We start from the raw sequence: 18451 nt of genomic DNA, 5'->3' as shown, positions 1-18451 counted from the left end.
TAACGTTTCCCATTAGGTCGGTGGAGGAAACAACTTGAAGGAAAAGGACGGGTTGATATGATCACTCTAGAGACAGAACGATTGATTTTACGGGCATTTACGTTAAAAGACGCAGAAGATATGTATCATTATGCAAAAGATGAGCGAGTCGGACCGATGGCTGGTTGGGCACCCCATGAATCGATTGAAGAAACAAGGGACGTCATTCAACTGTTTATCGAGGAAGCAGATGTATGGGCCATCGTCTTGAAAGAGACTGGGCAAGTGATCGGTAGCATCGGGTTACACGACCGAAGACCAGACCCTTCGATTCAACATGAGGCACAGCGTGAGATTGGTTATGTGCTCAGTCCAGACAATTGGGGGAATGGTTACGCGCCGGAAGCCGTTCAGGCGATGATTCGATTTGGGTTCGAAGCGTTAGGGTTAGAGCGGATTTGGTGCGGATACTTCAGCTTCAATGACCAATCGCGACGCGTCGTTGAAAAGTCTGGATTCACCTATGCGTTTACAAAACAACAGGAATTGACCCGGCTCGATGGACGAACGGTAGAATGTCTCGTCTATGTTCAACTAAATCCTACGTTCTCTACACATTGAAGCACGATTTCAATGTGTTTTTTCATGAAATCATAAAAATCCCTTGATATGTAACCGGTTACACATTAAGATGGTTTTGTAAGCGTTTCCAGAACGGAGGATGTCAAATGGCGACTATCAAACAAGTAGCAAAACATGCGAACGTCTCAGTGGCGACCGTATCACGCGTTATGAATAAAAGCGGATATGTGAGCGAAGAGGCGAAAGAAGCGGTCGAAAAGGCGATTGCGGAACTGAATTACGCGCCGAACCGAGTTGCTCGTTCGCTCTATAAAAAATCGTCGAATTTGATTGGACTTATCATGCCAGATATCACGAACCCGTTCTTTCCACAGCTGGCTCGGGCGATTGAGGATGTCGCCAATCAACATGGGTATCAAGTCGTCTTATGTAACACGGATGAACAACTTGAAAAAGAACAGACGTATTTAGTCGCCTTGCAAACGATGCACGTCGATGGCCTGATTATTACAACAAATCATTCGCACAATCCGAATTATGAGACGTTGGATTTACCGATGGTCGCACTAGACCGAATCGTAAAAGCGGGGATCGACGCCGTTGTATCAGATGGATATGAGGGTGGAAAGTTGGCGGCCGACACGCTGTTACAACGTGGTGCGACACGACTGGCACACATTGCCGGACCGGATCATCTCAAAACGGTCAAACGCCGAACCGAAGGATTTGTCGAAGTAGCGGGAGAGAAGCTCGTCGGGATGACCGAGTCCACGTTCACGTTCAAAGACGCATTGAAAGCGTCCCAAGAGCTGTTCGACCATGCTTGGCCATTCGATGGCATTTTCGCAGCGAACGATGTGATTGCAGCCGCCGTATTACAGGAAGCAGTCCGTCGAGACATTCGTGTCCCAGAAGAGCTACAGGTCATCGGATATGACGGGATCGAATTAGGCGAGATGACGTCTCCGCCGCTGACGACCATCGTCCAGCCTATCTATGAGATGGGGCGAGTGGCGACAGAACGATTGCTCGATTTGATTGAGAAAAAAGACACGCGACCGAAAGAGATGTTATTACCGGTCACGTTACTTGAAAGACACACGACAAAGCGGAAGGAGAGATAAAGAATGAAACGCATTGTTGTCATTGGCAGTATATCGATGGATCTTGTCGTCACATCCGACAAACGGCCACAAGCCGGAGAAACGGTCATCGGTGAGTCGTTCCGCACCGTTCCAGGGGGAAAAGGTGCGAACCAAGCGGTCGCTGCCTCCAAATTAGGCGGCACTGTTCAGATGGTCGGTTGCGTGGGAAGTGATCCGTTCGGTCAACAGGTTGTTGAAAACTTCAAACGACACGATGTCGATGTCACGCATGTTCAGATCATACCGGAGGAAGTGACGGGTACGGCCCATATCGTATTAGCAGAAGGGGATAATTCGATTGTCGTCGTCCAATCGGCGAACAAACGAGTCGTTTTCACGGATGAGGAGCTCGAACATTTTCTCGACGAGCAGGCGTTCGTGCTCCTGCAACTCGAAATTCCAATCGAGACGGTAAAACAAGTGACCGCTTACTGTAAAGAGAAAGGGATTCCGGTGCTACTCAATCCGGCACCGTCTCAACCGCTTCCACCAGAAGTGATTGAGGACGTCACGTATTTAACGCCGAACGAACATGAATGCCGTGACTTATTCAACGGAATGTCCGTAGATGATGTTCTCAAACGTTATCCGAACAAGTTACTCGTCACGGAAGGCGTCCATGGCGTTCGATTCCATGACGGACGAGACGTCCGTCATGTGCCAGCCATCCGAGCAAACGTCGTCGACACAACAGGAGCAGGTGACACGTTCAACGGTGCACTCGCTGTCTCCCTCATCGAACAAGACGATTTGGAGACGGCCGTACGGTTTGCCGTAGTCGCATCCGGCATGAGTGTCGAAGGCTTCGGTGCACAAGGTGGTATGCCGACACGACAAGATGTACAACAACGATTGGAGCGCGTGTGATGAAAAAACAAGGAATTTTGAATAGTCATTTAGCAAAAATCTTTGCCGACCTCGGGCATACGGATCGCGTCGTCATCGCCGATTGTGGGCTACCGATTCCAGACGGGGTCAAGCGGGTCGATCTTAGTCTCCGCATCGGGGAACCTTCCTTTCTTGAGGTGCTCGATGTCGTCGAATCGGATTTGGTCGTAGAGCGCATCACGATTGCTGAGGAAATCCTCACACACAACTCGACGATTGCGGATTCACTGAAAGAACGGTACACGAGCATCGACATGTGTTCGCATGAAGACTTCAAACGGGAGGTCGCAAAAGCGAAAGTGGTCATTCGAACTGGGGAAGCGACACCTTACGCCAACGTCATCTTACATGCCGGGGTCATTTTTTAAGGGGGGATTCGATGGATATTCAGTTGAAAGGCATCCATAAGTCGTTCGGGCCAGTCTCCGTCTTAAAAGGAGTCGATTTCGAACTGTTGCCTGGAGAGATTCATGCCCTTATGGGCGAGAACGGGGCCGGGAAGTCGACATTGATGAAGGTGATGACCGGTCTGCATGCACAGGATGAAGGCGAGATTCTCATCGACGGCGCGAAACGTCAATTCAAGCACCCAAAAGAAGCGGAGCAAGAAGGCATCGCCTTCATCCATCAGGAGCTCAACATCTTACCGGAGATGACGGTGACAGAAAATCTGTTTTTAGGTCGAGAACTGACGGGACCGTTCGGGATGGTCAAACAGCAGGAAATGACCAGACGTGCCCGAGAATACTTGGCTGAATTGAACGTGTTCATGGATGTCGATGAAGTGGCGCGCAATTTGTCGGTCGGTCAGCAACAGATGATTGAGATTGCCAAGGCGCTCATGACGGATGCGAAGGTCATCGTCATGGATGAACCGACGGCCGCCTTGACAGATCGTGAAATCCAGGCGCTCTTCGCCGTGTCACGTGCCTTACGAGATCAAGGCGTGTCCATCATCTATATCTCACACCGCATGGAAGAGATTTTTGACTTATGCGACCGAATCACGGTACTTCGGGATGGACAATCCATTTCGACTCGCATGATTCGGGATACTTCATTTGAGGAAACGGTGCGCGATATGGTCGGTCGCGAGATTGGAGAACGCTATCCGACACGTACCGCTACACCTGGGGACGTCGTGCTCGAAGTGGATGATTTAATAGGTAACCGGTTCCACAACGTATCGTTTAACGTTCGTGCCGGAGAAATCGTTGGGTTTTCTGGATTGATGGGAGCGGGGCGTACCGAGGTGATGCGTGCGCTATTCGGAGCAGACACCCACAAAGGGGGAGTCATTAAACTGAATGGGAAACCGATTCGAATCAAGAGCCCAGCCGACGCCATCAAGCACGGTATCGCGTTTTTGACAGAGGACCGAAAAGGAGAGGGCTTACTCCTCGATTTCTCGCTAAGAGAAAACCTGTCGCTCCCGACACTTGATAAACGAGCAAAAGGATCGGTCATCTCGAAGCAACAGGAGGAGACGTTCGCCGAGACATACTTACAAAAATTGCGGGTCAAACATCATTCGATGGAACAAAAAGTGAAGTCGCTGTCTGGTGGGAATCAACAGAAGGTTGTGCTCGGTAAATGGTTAGGTGTCGAACCGGACGTCTTGATTTTGGATGAACCAACCCGAGGCGTCGACGTCGGTGCTAAGAAAGAGATTTACAATATCATGAGCGATCTCGCGGAATCAGGTGTCGCCATCATCATGGTCTCTTCTGATTTACCGGAAGTGCTTGGGATGAGTGATCGGATCGTTGTCATGCGGGAAGGTGTCGTAACCGGAACGCTCACGAAAGAAGAGGCGACACAAGAAAAAGTAATGACGTATGCGACAGGAGGGCAATGATATGGAATTGAAAGCAACAACTTCGCTGAAGCGCCCGGGTCGACTCGGATGGGGACAAAAATTAGGACCGCTGTTCGGTCTACTCGTCATCGTCGTCGTCGTGACGGCGCTCGAACCAGGATTTTTATCATTAAATAATATCTTTAACGTACTCCGCCAAGTGTCGATCAATGCCTTGATTGCCTTCGGGATGACGTTTGTCATCTTGACAGGGGGCATCGATTTATCGGTCGGTTCGATTTTGGCGCTCGCTTCTGCACTGGTGGCAGGCATGATGGTGGACGGTCAACATGCGGTTATGGCCGTTGCACTCGGCTTGATTGCAGGTGCCGTTCTCGGAGCATTCAACGGGGCGGTCATCACGTACGGAAAAGTGGCACCGTTCATCGCGACATTGGCTACGATGACCATTTATCGGGGATTGACGCTCGTCTATACGGACGGAAGACCGATTACAGGTCTCGGGAATTCCGGTTGGTTTGAGATGCTCGGACGTGGTTATTTCTGGATCATTCCGGTGCCGGCATTGACGATGCTACTCGCATTCGGTGTCCTTTACTTCATCTTGAAGAAGACGACATTTGGTCGTCATACGTATGCGATTGGTGGGAATGAAGAAGCGGCTAAATTGATGGGGATTGGCGTCAATAAAGTCAAAATCATGATTTATTCGCTATCCGGTATGCTTGCGGCACTCGCTGGCATCATCTTGACGTCACGTCTCAATTCCGCACAACCTACAGCAGGAACATCGTATGAACTCGATGCCATCGCAGCGGTCGTTCTCGGGGGAACGAGTCTTGCGGGTGGTCGCGGCTGGATTGTCGGGACGTTGATTGGGGCGTTGATCATCGGAACATTAAATAACGGATTGAACCTTCTTGGCGTATCATCATTCTTCCAACTCGTCGTAAAAGGTGCAGTTATATTGTTTGCAGTATTGCTTGATCGTCGACAAAACGCGTAACACGCGAAAGGGGAAAACGGAACATGAAAAAATGGACAGCTTGGCTACTCGCACTGACAATGGTACTGATGGCAGCTTGCTCGACTGAACAACCGGGGTCATCGTCTGAAACGGAAACGAAAGATGGCGATTATGAAATCGGCTTATCGATCTCAACATTGAATAACCCGTTCTTCGTCGCACTGAAAGAAGGCGCAGAAGAACAGGCGAACGAAATGGATGCGACGTTGACGGTAGCGGATGCGCAAAACGACGCGGCGAAGCAAGTGAATGACGTCGAAGATATGATTCAAAAGGGGATGGATTTGATTCTCATCAACCCGACAGATTCAGAAGCAGTCGGCGCGGCGGTACAAGCAGCGAACGATGCAGGCATTCCCGTCATTACGGTAGACCGTAACGCTGAAACAGGGGACGTCGTAGCCCACGTGGCATCAGATAACGTCGCAGGTGGACAGTTGGCGGGTGACTACATGGTCGAACTCGTAGGCGAAGGGCAAAAAGTCGTCGAGCTCGAGGGGATTCCAGGAGCGTCTGCGACACGTGACCGCGGACAAGGATTCAACGAAGCGATCGATGGGAAATTGGAAGTCGTGGCAAAACAATCGGCAAACTTTGACCGTGCAGAAGGATTGACGGTCATGGAGAACATCTTACAGGACAATAAAGACATCGTCGCTGTATTCGCACATAACGATGAGATGGCACTCGGTGCTGTTCAAGCGCTCGAAGCGGCAGGTATGAGTGATGTCAAAGTCATTGGATTCGATGCGACAGATGATGCGGTCAAAGCAGTCGAAGGTGGGACGATGGCAGCTACGGTTGCGCAAAAGCCCGCTGAGATTGGTAAATTAGGTGTAGAAGCTGCAATCAATCATTTGAAAGGTGAAACAGTAGAGGAAAACATTCCGGTCGAACTCGAATTAATCAAATAAGTAAGAAGAAACCTCACGATGCCTTGATTTCGGGTAGAGCTCGTGAGGTCATTTTTATTTATATGGGGAAATGAGAAATTGTGTATCGTTGTTCATATATTTTAAAGAGTACTGCACTTCTATTAAAATGACGGTTTCGCTTGCTTTTAACATATGTGCTTTTCCGCGTTGAATTGAGATGGCATTGGTCGGTCTTACCTCAAATGATTCTCCATCAATCGTCACGATTGCTGTGCCTTGGAGAATCGTCCAAATTGTATCGGTCTCTTCATGATAATGGTAACTGAGTTCTTTCCCTGCTTGAACGAGCATACGTCGTGTCACACTGTGATGCCCATCGGCGAGTGTCTCATGATGGATGACTTCCGACTGTCCCCATCGCTTCCATTTGAATTTTGGATAGTCATCGGATGAGGCGAGATAATCTTTCAGCTGCGGGGTCGCCTCTTTCTTCGAGACGAGAATTCCATCCGCGTTAACGGCGACGACAAGGTCTTCTAGCCCAATCCCAATCAAAGGAAGGTTCAATTCATTGATCACATGCGTGTTCATCGATTCGAACAGTTCGACTTGACCGTGAGTTGTGGACGTCATTTCTTCAGTCAATGTGTTCCATGTTCCTAAGTCTTTCCAATCGCCATCGTAGCGGTGAACGAATACCGACTCTGCATGTTCGACAACGGCATAGTCAAACGAAGTCTTTTCTAATTCGTCATAGCGTGAAGTGAGGTCTGAATAAGTTGTCGGTAAGTTTCGTTCTGCTAGTTCATCAAGTAACAGATGTAACTTGCAAGCAAAGATTCCACAGTTCCAAAGCGCACCTTGTCCAATCAACTGTTCTGCTACATCGACGGTCGGTTTTTCCTGGAATAGGCGAACCGAGGACATTTGGGCCGTCTCGTCTGGAACGATATATCCGTATTTTGATGTCGGATGAAGGGGTGTGACCCCAATTAGATGCAAAGCATCATCGCTCGCTTGGACTGCTTCATCGACTTGAGGGAAATATTCAAAGAAGCGGAGGTCGACGTAAGCATCGACCGGCATCACAAGTACCGTTTCATCCAGAGGCACATGTTGCTCGTTTAAATAGCTTGCCCCGAGAACGATAGCGGGAAATGTATCACGACGAGTTGGTTCGGAAATGATATTAGTATCTGTACCAACTTGATGAATGACACAATCTTTTTGCTGAACATTTGTGATAATGAAAGCGTTAGTGTCTAAATCTTGTGTTTTTAGTTGATTATAAACTCTTTCAAGCATTGATTGTTTCGTTCCACCTCTGCTAGGCAATAAACGAATGAATTGTTTGGCATTCGAATTGTTCGAAAGTGGCCATAGTCTTTTTCCATCACCGCCAGATAATAATAGAATCTTCATCGAATGTCCTCTCTTCAAATAGAGTTTCTCATCTATTTCGCCAAACGTCGGACTATCCCTGTCTAATCAAAAAAGAGACAGCCGATTCCGGCTATCTCTTTACAATATAGGGCGAAGCAATGCGCGAACGGGACTTCCATCCCCTTCGACGATTGGGAGAGGGACGGCATTCAAATCGTAATCTCCCGGTAAGATATTGTCTAAAACGAGTCCTTCTAGGATATGCACACCATTTCGTGCTAACGCGTGATGGCCGCTCATCTCTTTACTGTCAATCGCATCAACGGACGGTAAGTCGAGTCCGATCAAGAAGATTCCGAGTTCTCCGAGACGATCGGCAAGAGCGGGTGTCAGTTCAGGAATCGTCTCTGGGAAGACGCTCTTATCGGGCCAACCATCCGTTTTTAAGATGAGGCGTTCCACCCCAGTCAAATCGTGACCATCCAAATCAGATGCTTCAATCTTTGCCTTATGCGGTAGATGAATCACACGGGCTGGTCCGATATATACGGACGGATCGAGGTCGATCACGCGCTTCCCATGGTCGTCAAAATGAAACGGTGCATCGATGTGGGTCCCGAGATGTAAACTCAATGTCATCTTCCCGACATTGACCGAACCACTCTCTGCCATCGGCCACGCGATTTCATACGAAAATTTTGTATCTCCCGGCCATGTCGCAACATCGGCATGAAGTGGCTGTGATACATCAATCCAAGTCATTGCATTCAGCTCCTCTTATAGTGATGTCCGGACCGTCCACAGTTCTGGGAAGAAGCGATGGTCGAGCACGCGACGTAAATAGTTCACGCCAGACGAACCACCTGTCCCCATCTTCTGTCCGATAATGCGTTCCACGGTGCTCATATGGTTAAAGCGCCACATCTGTTGCTGGCTACCGATATCGAGTAGCTTTTCACCGAGCTCATATAAGTCCCAATACGTGTCGACGTCTCGATAGACCTCGACCCACGCTTTTTCAACACTCTCGTTCCATTCCCAGTCCTGAGTGACATCACGTTCGAGTACACTCGCATCAATCGGAAGACCGCGGCGATGCATTTCGCGGACGGTCACATCGTAAATACTAGGAGCTTGTAGCGAGCCTTTGAGCAATGGATACAGTTTTTTATCGTGCGCGTAAACACTGAGCGTCCGTGCGTTTTTGAAGCCGAGCGCGAATTCGATTTGTCGGTTCTGGTAAGATTGAAAACCAGATGAAGAGCCGAGTTGATCTCGGAACTCTAAATACTCGGCCGGCGTCAACGTCGCGAGAACGCCCCATGACTGGATGAGTTGTTGCTGAATCTTCGAGACGCGGGCGAGCATCTTGAACGAACGTTCGAGTTCGCCGTTCGTGATGGCCGTCGTGGCTGCTGTCAATTCATGCAAAATGAGTTTCATCCACAACTCGCTCGTCTGGTGGATGATGATGAACAGCATCTCATCATGATGGTCAGAAAGGCGATGTTGACTTGATAAAATCGGGTCGAGCTGGAGATAGTCCCCGTACGACATGTCTTTTGAGAAATCCGTTTGAATCGATTTTTCTACTTTATGTTCTGTGCGTTCACTCATGACAGTTCCCCCTTATGCGACCACTTCGCGGACGTTCGCGAACGCCTCATATTCTTTGTCGTCCATGATTTTCTTCAACGCCACGATCACGTCATATACGTCGGTAAACGTATTATATAGTGCGACCGGTGCGAGACGGATGATATTCGGTGCGCGGAAGTCAGGGATGATGTGATGTTTCTTCAACGCTTTACAGATGCGTGCCGCTTCGGGATGCTCGAGGCTCAAATGAGCGCCGCGCTGTCGTGTGTCCGTCGGGCTACCGATGAAGAATCCGTGAGGTGCGAGCATCTCTTCGATCAAATCCATCATATACGTCGTGAGCGCGAGTGATTTTTGACGAATCGCTTCCATCCCGACTTCGTTGAACATCTCAAGCGCGCCAAGTTGAGGAGCAAGACTCATAACGTGTGGTGTTCCGATTTGGAACGCACCGGCATGTTCGGCCGGTGTCATCGTATGGTCCATATCGAACTGTTTATCTTTGCGCGAACCGAACCAACCGGCGAGTCCAGGTGTCGTGCCGAAGTGACGTTCATGAACGAATAAGCCCCCGACCGTTCCCGGACCCCCGTTCAAATGTTTATAGTTGCACCAGTATGCGAAGTCGACACCCCAGTCGTGGAAGTCATGAGGGATGGCGCCGACGGAGTGACAGGCATCGAAGCCGATCAAAATTCCACGCTCGTGTGCCGCTTTCGTTAGACGAGGCATATCTAAAATCTGACCACTCCGATAGAGGACGGTCGGTAATACGATGAGGGCGATTTCGTCAGTCATCGCGGCAATCAAGTCGTCTTCTACTAAGAAGCGCCCATCTGGACTGTCGACTTGGACAAGGTGCTCTGATGGGTTGAGTCCACGAAGTTCGAGCTGACTCTTCAAGGCGTAAATGTCAGACGGGAACGTGAGGGCGTCTGCCAAAATCTTCGTTCGTTTGCCTTCTGGTTTGAAAAACGAAGCGACAAGTTGATGCAAGTTCACGGTCGTCGAACCGGTGACCATCACTTCTTCCGACTTTCCACCGATGAGCGGCGCGTTCAATGCAGCCAGCTCTTCGGACAAGTTGAACCAAGGATGGCGACCGGACATCCAACCATCGATCCCGAGCTCTCTCCAGTCCGCGAGCGATTCAAGGAGCGTACGCTCGGCTCGTTTCGATAAGAGCCCGAGTGAATTCCCATCCATATAAATTCCGTCTTCCGGTAAGTAAAATTCTTCCCGATATGATGCGAGCGGGTCTTGTTTGTCTAGTTGTTGTGCGTAAGCACGTGTGAAATCGTTCATCTCCCCATATTCCCCCTTTAAAGCTTATACGTTGTCAAAATCGTAGCAATCGGACATAAGGAAGTCAACAAACAACGAGATGTCGGCGAGTCAAACTAAAAAACGCTCAAGGATCTTCCCGAGCGTTTAAAAATACAGCTTATTTTATTTTTCGTACGTTCTCTTGTCGGAGTAACTTAAATAATGTGAACACCATCAGCAGAAGAATAATCGTGAAGGGCAAGGCGGAAATCAACGACGCAGTTTGAAGTCCTTCTAAGCCACTCGCAATCAACAAGACGGCAGCGATTCCTCCTAACAGAACTCCCCAAGCGATTCGAACGGGGAGGGGCGGATTCAAGCTACCGTTCGTCGTCATACTACTGATGATGTAGGTGGCAGAATCGGCCGACGTGATCAAGAACGTCAAAATCAAGAGAATCGACAAGACGGAGAGGAGAAAACTGAACGGGAGCTCGGCAAACGTCACGAACAATGCGCTCGTCACGTCCGCATTGACGGCTTCAGCGATGGAAGTCCCTTCGAATAAATCTAGATGTAGGGCAGTGCCCCCGAATACGGCAATCCAAAGGAGCGCAATGAACGGAGGAACGATGAGGACACCGACGATGAATTCACGAATGGTACGTCCTCGTGAGACACGTGCGACGAACGCTCCGACAAATGGGGACCAGGCGATGGCCCATGCCCAATAAAAGATTGTCCAATCCCGGACCCACGTCCCCTGTTGATACGGTTGTAGACGAAGACTATAGCGAATGAAATTTTGTAAGTAGTCACCTAGACCGAGCGTCAAGGTTTCTAAAATGAAAATGGTAGGACCGGCAAAGAAGACGAAGACCATCAACACGAGTGCGGTACCTAAGTTGATGTTACTCAACCACTTGATGCCACGATCGAGCCCTGTCGTCGTCGATGTTAAAAAGAGAGCGGTCAAGACGACGATGATGGCGACTTGCATCCAAGCGGTGTTCGGGAGCCCGAACACACTGTTCAGTCCGCCATTGATTTGAAGAACACCTAAACCAAGCGACGTCGCGACACCCATGACGGTGGCAATGACCGCTAAAATATCAATCGTCTGGTTCAACGGTTGTTTGTACGGTCGTTCTTTTATAAGTGGTGAGAGGCTAGTCGAGATGAGTCCATCCGCATTACGACGGAACTGGAAGTAGGCGATGATCAGTCCGACAATCGCAAAGACAGACCATTGACTGACACCCCAATGGAAGAACGAATAGGCCATCGCGAGGCGTGCCCCTTCGACTGTCAATGCCTCCGTATCCGCATAAGGTGGCGTAAAGAAATGGCTCATCGGCTCGGCAACACCCCAAAAGACGAGTCCGACACCGAATCCGGCGGAAAATAACATGCCGATCCAAGTAAAGAACGGATATTGAGGGCGATCGTCATCCTTCCCGAGACGGATTTTTCCGTATTTACTGAACGCTAAAAAGACTAAAAAGAGCACAAACAAGAATACGGAAAGTAAATAGAACCAACCGAACGAGCGAGTCGTAAAGTTAAAAATAGATCCTGCGATTGAAGCGAATGTCGTTGGTGCAATCGCTCCAAATAGAACGAGTAAGGCAATCAAACTTGCTGAGATGTAAAAGACGCGATTCAAACGTGGCTTTTGTGTAGAATCTTTCATAGATGTCTCCTTTCAAAAAATATTATGCAGCACTATTGAACTACCCCCACCTACGCTTCGCTTAGAAGTGGAGGATTCCTGAGTTATCCTCTCTAACGAGAGAAACGTGATCAGGCTAGCCCCGTCGTCCCGACGGTTGAAGAAGCCAACAGGCGCTCGGCTTCTTGTCTGAGGTTCAGTCCTGCGTTCACATCACGGTCGTGGTGGACCCCGCAGTTCGGGCATGTCCATTCACGTAAGCCGAGATGCTTCACGTCTTTGTGTTGATGGCCGCAACTCGAACACAATTGGCTCGAGGCGAAGGTCTTCCCGACCTTCACGACGGTCTTCCCGTACCAGTCGGCCTTATACTCGAGCATCCGATGGAACGCCGACCAGCTGACCTCGGAGATCGACTTGCTCAACTTGCGGTTCTTCTGCATGTCCTTCACCTGCAGGGTCTCGATGCCGATGACGTCGTGTTTTTTGACGATCTCGGTCGACACCTTGTGCAGGAAGTCGGTGCGCTTGTTGGCGATCCTCTCATGGATGCGGGCGACCTTCCGCTTCTGCTTCTGATAGTTCTTCGCCTCGGAAAGTCTTACCCTCTTGTTCAGGGCGATTCGCTTACGACGGGACAACTTGCGTTGCTCCCGCGCCAGCTTTTTCTCGAGTGTACGGAAATAACGGTCGTTTTGGTATACGGTTTCGTTTGATAGGATGGCGAAGTTCTTCAGCCCGACGTCGACGCCGACCGATGAACCGGTCTTCGGTAGCTCACCGATCTCCTGTTCTGCAAGCAGGAAGACGAAATATTTGCCCGAAGCAGTGCGTCGGATCGTGGCGCTCAGGATGCGACCCTCGACCTGTCTCGAGTTGGCGAACCGCACCCATTTCAGCTTGGGGAGTTTGAGTGTGTTCCCGACGATCGAGACCTCGGGAAGCTGGGACCTGCCTTGGATGTTTGTCTTATAGGATTGCACAGGGTTTCGCTTCGACTTGAATCGGGGTCGCTCGTTCTGCTTCTTGAAAAAACGATCAAACGCATCGGCCAGGTGTCGGACGCTCGCTTGGACCGACGTGCTATCGACCTCCTTCAGCCACTCGAACTCTTGCTTGAGTATGGGAAGTTCTTTCGAGCAGGCATCATACGACAATCCCTTGCCGGTCGTTTCATAGGCCGCGTCCCATTTCGACAGGAAATGGTTGAAGACGAAACGCGAACAGCCGATCGTCTTGGCGATTAGGACCTCCTGTTCCTTCGTCGGATAGATCCGGAACTTGTAAGCCTTGTGCTTCACCATGATGTTCACCCCCTTGAAGGAATCATACCCGAAAGACAGGCTGGCGATTCATCTCCCACTTTCACGCAAGCCCTGTCCTTGACGTATAGAAGTGGGCGTATTCTCGCCTAATTTTAATAAACGATTCCCTAATCTTTACGTTGCAAACAGGAGGCGCGTTTTATCGTGTTTTGTATAATTGAATCGGGAAAAGAACCAAAGAGGAGGGAACGATATGAAATTGATTGCGATTGATTTAGACGGGACGCTGTTATCGCGCACAGGCGTGATAACAGAGGCAAACCAGGAGGCGATTCGTCGTCGGCAAGATAATGGTGATATCGTTGCGATTTGTTCAGGACGTTCGATTCATGATATCGAGGAGCTGTTGAAGCGAAGTGACCTCATCTGTCCGATTTTGTCAGGTAACGGAGCAATCGGGTTCTATGAGAACGAGCGAATTTACTATCATGCGATGGATCAGACAATCGTAAATGAACTGTGGGAAATCGCTGATGCGGACGATGCGTACGTTGAATTTTATACGAATGCGGGAGTGAAGGTTCTCCGTTCAGGAAGCGATTTACTGAAGCGGGAACTCGATGAGGTGTTACCACACGATCAATCGTTCACTCGCGAGTGGGCGGAACGTGAGATTGAAATTCAAAATGAGCAATTCGGTCTGACGTATATGGATTCGATGGCAGACATCAACTTTGCACGAGATGAAGTGTACAAAGTATTTGTTTATTCGTTCGATCGCCGTAAGCTACATCGCTTGCGTAAAATCTATGAACCGCGGAACGATATTTTGATTACGACAGCAGGGTGGACGAAAATTGAGATTGGGCATCCTCAAGCAAGTAAAGGCGCAGCCTTGAAACAGCTAGCTGAGCATGAACAGATTCCGATGCGTGACGTCGTCGCCATCGGAGATAATCTGAATGATGTGTCGATGTTCGAAGTGGCAGAAACTAGGATTGCGATGGGGAATGCTGTGGATCCGTTAAAAGATTTGAGTACACACATTACAAAGGATGTAGAAGAGGACGGGGTCGCTTATGCGCTGACGCATTATGTATGAATTGGATTATGGAGAAATCGTGAACGAGGATTGAATCTCACTTAAAACGGATATTGTATACATGTAACCATTCACTTTCTGAAATGAGTCGGGGAACGGGGAGGCACTTTCGTCACCTGTAGCTTATGGATGAAAGGGATGGGAAAAGTCCATATGAACGTGAATCGTGTATTCCAAACGATGATACGTCGGCCTCTGCTTGCCATCGGAGCAAGCATACCAGACAGACTGTTTGTATACGGAATTCCACATGATCCGCGTCAGAAGTGGACATCATAGGTGCCAAGTCCTCTCGTGCCCATTCGATCAAAATGTCTATGAGTCACCTATTCGATTTCATGTTTTCGAATGAAAAACAATTGGTGAACCAATGGACGATGAACGGATTGGAATGATGCGTCACGTTGGCTTGGACATCTCTAGTCGAACCAAATCATGGATGGGACGGTCAATCGAGCAAGGGCTTGGTTGGATGAAAGTCCGGGGACTAGAGAATCAAGAAAAGCGCCGAGTGAGGGCGCTTTTCTTGTGGTATCCTATTGAGTGAATGCAACCGATGGAGGGATCATATGCCAAAGCTATATTGGTTCGGAACGTTCCTTAGTGGAGTGATTCTTTTGACAACGGGAACGATGGAAGGTCTTTACCGCATACTCCCAATTGGGTTGATGGCTATCGCGGTCATCGGCTATTTCATACAGATTCGATTCGAGCAAAAGAAGCGGCGCCCTTGATTGGGTGCCGCTTCTCTATATTAGGTTATAAAGATTCGAGCAAACGTGTCATCACGTCATCGATTTCTTCCTGCAACGCATCAACTTGTCGTTGTAGCACTATCAATTCATCAAGGTCATCCAATTCATTCATCCGTTGGAGCAGCGCCTGATATTCTGTCTCTAATTGGGTTAGGTGAGCTTCCTCATCAACCGTAGATGGAGCGACTTTCGTCTGCTTCAGCGATTTTGATGGTTTGACGCGCTCCGTTACAGGTTCATCTTTCGATGCCTGTCCACGCTTGTCGAGAGCATAGGCGACATTACCTTCGAAACGCGTCATCGTCCCGTCGAGCCAATACGTGATGAGGAACAGCTTATTTAAGAAGTAGCGGTCATGAGAAACCGTAACGACCGTTCCAGGGAAACGTTCGAGCGCATCTTCAAGTGCCTCTCTCGATTCGATATCCAAATGGTTCGTCGGCTCGTCTAGAACGAGGACATTGATTTCTTCATGGACGAGGATGGCAAGCATGAGTCGCATCTTCTCCCCGCCGCTCAAATTTGAGACAGGCTTAAACACACTCGCGCCGTAAAATAGAAACTGAGCGAGAAGGTGCCTCGCTTTGCCTTCATCGACTGCGATCCGGTCCCGAAACGCCTCGATTAAGCGATGTGACTCATCGAACGTGATGTGTTGCGACAGATATCCAATTCTGGCTTGATCGGCTCGTCGGACGGTCCCAGCTTGAGGGATAACTTCACCGAGTAACATTTTCAAAAGCGAAGATTTTCCACTCCCGTTCGGTCCGACGATGGCGACGCGTTCCCCGTGACCTGTATAGAAGTGCACGTTTTCAAATAGAGGACGATCATACGTGAGTGTCACGTCACTCACTTCGAAGACGTCACGCCCGGTTCGCCCGTTCGTCGTGAACTGGATATTCGGTTGCTCGGCTTCGAGTTGTGGTCGTTTGATTCGTTCAATTCGTTCGAGAGCCTTTTCCATCGATTTGGCGCGACGATAGAACTTTTCATTCGGTGGATTGCCCTCGTTGGCCCATTGCCGCAACTGTCGAATCGTTTCTTTCATTTTTTTGATTTTCTTCTGTTGCTCCGTGTAAGCATGAAACTGGTCAAGCAACTGTTTTTCTTTTTGGGCAACGAAGTCCGTATAATTCCCAGGATAACTCGTCAATTCTCCATCCTCACACTCGACGATTCGCGTGGCGACCGCATCTAAAAAGACCCGGTCATGGGAGACGATGAGGAGCGCTGAAGCATAATCCTGTAAATAGGATTCGAGCCATGTCATCGCTTCTAAATCTAGATGGTTCGTCGGTTCATCTAAAATGAGTAGCTCTGGTTCCTGAAGAAGCGCCAAGGCGAGACCGATTTTTGTACGCTCGCCACCGCTTAGCGTATCAAACGGTTGGTCCACGAATGAGGTCAATTTGAGTCCATCAATCATTGCGCTGATTTTTGACTCGTAGACATATCCACCCGCATGTTCGAATTGTTCTTGGATAGCACCGTATGATTCGAGAAGACGTTCTAGTTGTTTGGACGTCGCCATTTCTTGCTCGAGATGAGCCATCTTTTCGCTTAGACGAATCACTTCCTCAAAAGCAGTGTAGAGGACGTCGCGGCCACTGTGTCCGGGGTAGTCAGGAAGCTGCACCAAATAGCCGATAGAGAGTCGTTGCCGGCGGTAAATTGTACCGGCGTCATGCTCTTCAGAGCCGACAAGGATGCGCAATAGCGTCGTTTTGCCACTGCCGTTTCGACCAACGAGCCCGACTCGTTCATTTTCGTTCATGAATAAATTGGCATCTGTGAGAACAGCGTGCCCACCGTATTGTTTTTGAATGTGTTGAAGATCGATCAACATAATAGGTTCCTCCTAAGGTTAGGGCCTATCAAAAAAACCGAGCGCAAAGAAGCGCTCGGTTTAGAAAGAGAGAGGCGCTTTGTCGTATATTCAGCAATGTCTAAAAAAGGACAGACGGGTCCCTTGATTAAGCGACATCGTGAAAAATCGCACGCAAAATGTACAAATGTTCAGTTGTCCAATGCGTACGTCCGACAAATTTCACCTTTCTCCCTCCTTTCATTCAATCTATATCTTGATTGTAAGCGTTTTTCATCTACCTGACAATGAAAATAGAGGGAATCGAAGCGAAGGCGTCGTATATAGTCGCCATTGAGGAGGCGAGAAAATGAGGAAAGAATGGCTAGGAGCACTCAGTTTGACCCTTGCGGCGAGTATATGGGGAGGAATGTATGTGGTCAGTAAATATGCACTCGCATATATTGAACCGTTCACGTTCGTCTGGTTACGATACGCTGTTGCATTTATGGTCTTATTCGTCGTTTGGTTTCGGTTTGGACGAGAATCGATTCGAAGGGCAGATTGGAAATGGATCGGACTTGTCGGTGTCATCGGATACGTTGCCTCGATTTCGTTTCAATTTATCGGAACGAAGCTATCGGATGCACATACCGGGTCCCTTGTGACCGCAGCGACGCCAGCTTTCATGGTGTTATTTGCCCGAATCCTATTGAAGGAACGACTGACTCCTGTCAAGATTGGAGCACTTGGATTGGCAACGGTCGGTGTTCTCATCGTGGTTGGTTGGGAAGGGGAAGGGACGTATCGAGTAGGCAGTTTCATACTTGTTCTAGCTGCCGTGACGTGGGCGCTCATGTCGATTTATGTAAAAATCGGCACACAGACGTTGTCGACCTTGACGCTCACGACATTTGCGATTGGAGTCGCCTGGTTATTGATGACGCCTTTGATGAGTATAGAGGTCATGCAAGCAGGTTGGCCAAAGTTAAATGGCGTCCTTTGGCTTAGTGTTCTCTATATCGGTGTCGTATCGACGGCAGGAGCGTTTTTCTTCTGGAACAAAGGACTCGAGTTAATGGATGCGAGTGTCGGGTCACTCTTTTTCTTCTTTCAACCCTTGGTTGGCGGGACGCTCGGGTGGCTCGTTTTGAACGAAACGCTCCATCTTAACTTCTTTATCGGTGCCGGTTGTATCATGACGGCTGTGACGTGGTCGACGCTCGCGGAACGAAGAGAACAACTGCCGATTTCAAATCGTCATCTGTAATGGCAAAGCGGTCGCCC

17 protein-coding genes are annotated in these 18451 nt (G+C 49.2%); 10 read left to right on the top strand and 7 right to left on the bottom strand.

The genetic code is table 11. The features are described 5' to 3' along the window. Nucleotides 1-57 precede the first annotated feature (57 nt). The 7 genes from GVY43_RS10120 (at nt 58) to rbsB (ending at nt 6354) form a co-directional block, all read left to right on the top strand. Nucleotides 58-600, top strand: a complete 543-nt coding sequence (locus GVY43_RS10120; protein ID WP_074035463.1) for a GNAT family N-acetyltransferase — start codon at nt 58-60, stop codon at nt 598-600. Between the two features lie 107 nt (nt 601-707). Beyond that, nucleotides 708-1685, top strand: a complete 978-nt coding sequence (locus tag GVY43_RS10115) for a LacI family DNA-binding transcriptional regulator (protein WP_159563088.1) — start codon at nt 708-710, stop codon at nt 1683-1685. A gap of 3 nt (nt 1686-1688) precedes the next feature. Continuing rightward, a complete protein-coding gene (gene rbsK, locus GVY43_RS10110; protein ID WP_159563087.1) occupies nt 1689-2573 on the top strand; it encodes a ribokinase in 885 nt (294 codons plus the stop codon). Continuing rightward, a complete protein-coding gene (rbsD, locus tag GVY43_RS10105) occupies nt 2573-2962 on the top strand; it encodes a D-ribose pyranase (protein WP_012727563.1) in 390 nt (129 codons plus the stop codon). Before rbsK ends, rbsD begins: the two co-directional genes overlap by 1 nt. Before the next feature lie 11 nt (nt 2963-2973). Further along, nucleotides 2974-4452, top strand: coding sequence for a sugar ABC transporter ATP-binding protein (locus GVY43_RS10100; RefSeq protein WP_159563086.1), 1479 nt, complete (start codon nt 2974-2976; stop codon nt 4450-4452). A 1-nt stretch (nt 4453) separates the two neighbouring features. Further along, nucleotides 4454-5419: an ABC transporter permease subunit gene (rbsC, locus tag GVY43_RS10095; protein ID WP_159563085.1), complete on the top strand. Its 966-nt coding sequence runs from the start codon at nt 4454-4456 to the stop codon at nt 5417-5419. 23 nt (nt 5420-5442) lie between these two features. Beyond that, entirely contained in the window at nt 5443-6354 is a 912-nt protein-coding gene (gene rbsB / locus GVY43_RS10090) for a ribose ABC transporter substrate-binding protein RbsB (RefSeq protein ID WP_031421977.1), read from the top strand. A gap of 54 nt (nt 6355-6408) precedes the next feature. On the opposite strand, the gene GVY43_RS10085 is transcribed toward rbsB, so the two are convergent. The 6 genes from GVY43_RS10085 to tnpB all read right to left on the bottom strand — a co-directional run bounded on the left by GVY43_RS10085 (nt 6409) and on the right by tnpB (nt 13539). Beyond that, nucleotides 6409-7737 carry a sugar phosphate nucleotidyltransferase gene (locus GVY43_RS10085; protein WP_159563084.1) on the bottom strand — a complete coding sequence of 443 codons (1329 nt, stop codon included), beginning with the start codon at nt 7735-7737 and terminating at the stop codon, nt 6409-6411. A gap of 99 nt (nt 7738-7836) precedes the next feature. After that, nucleotides 7837-8460, bottom strand: a complete 624-nt coding sequence (kynB, locus tag GVY43_RS10080) for an arylformamidase (RefSeq protein WP_159563083.1) — start codon at nt 8458-8460, stop codon at nt 7837-7839. A gap of 15 nt (nt 8461-8475) precedes the next feature. Next, nucleotides 8476-9315: a tryptophan 2,3-dioxygenase gene (kynA, locus tag GVY43_RS10075; RefSeq protein ID WP_159563082.1), complete on the bottom strand. Its 840-nt coding sequence runs from the start codon at nt 9313-9315 to the stop codon at nt 8476-8478. 12 nt (nt 9316-9327) lie between these two features. After that, a complete protein-coding gene (kynU, locus tag GVY43_RS10070; protein ID WP_159563081.1) occupies nt 9328-10602 on the bottom strand; it encodes a kynureninase in 1275 nt (424 codons plus the stop codon). 139 nt (nt 10603-10741) lie between these two features. After that, on the bottom strand, nt 10742-12256 hold the full coding sequence (locus tag GVY43_RS10065) for a BCCT family transporter (RefSeq protein ID WP_159563080.1): 1515 nt from the start codon (nt 12254-12256) through the stop codon (nt 10742-10744). A gap of 110 nt (nt 12257-12366) precedes the next feature. Beyond that, the gene (tnpB, locus tag GVY43_RS10060) at nt 12367-13539 is read right to left on the bottom strand and encodes an IS200/IS605 family element RNA-guided endonuclease TnpB (RefSeq protein WP_159563079.1); all 1173 of its coding nucleotides are present in this window, start codon (nt 13537-13539) and stop codon (nt 12367-12369) included. Between the two features lie 214 nt (nt 13540-13753). Here tnpB and GVY43_RS10055 point away from each other — a divergent pair, with 214 nt between their 5' ends. Next, a complete protein-coding gene (locus tag GVY43_RS10055) occupies nt 13754-14602 on the top strand; it encodes a Cof-type HAD-IIB family hydrolase (protein ID WP_159563078.1) in 849 nt (282 codons plus the stop codon). 569 nt (nt 14603-15171) lie between these two features. After that, the gene (locus GVY43_RS15985) at nt 15172-15336 is read left to right on the top strand and encodes a hypothetical protein (RefSeq protein WP_167365511.1); all 165 of its coding nucleotides are present in this window, start codon (nt 15172-15174) and stop codon (nt 15334-15336) included. Between the two features lie 25 nt (nt 15337-15361). On the opposite strand, the gene abc-f is transcribed toward GVY43_RS15985, so the two are convergent. Then, entirely contained in the window at nt 15362-17206 is a 1845-nt protein-coding gene (abc-f, locus tag GVY43_RS10050; RefSeq protein ID WP_159563077.1) for a ribosomal protection-like ABC-F family protein, read from the bottom strand. A 328-nt stretch (nt 17207-17534) separates the two neighbouring features. Between abc-f and GVY43_RS10045 the strand changes: the two genes are divergently transcribed. Next, a complete protein-coding gene (locus GVY43_RS10045; protein ID WP_074035478.1) occupies nt 17535-18434 on the top strand; it encodes a DMT family transporter in 900 nt (299 codons plus the stop codon). The last annotated feature ends 17 nt before the right edge of the window (nt 18435-18451 follow it).

Source organism: Exiguobacterium sp. 8H (assembly GCF_902506255.1).
In the GTDB taxonomy this organism is placed as follows: Bacteria; Bacillota; Bacilli; order Exiguobacteriales; family Exiguobacteriaceae; genus Exiguobacterium; species Exiguobacterium profundum.
This window is presented reverse-complemented; position numbering and strand designations above follow the sequence as displayed.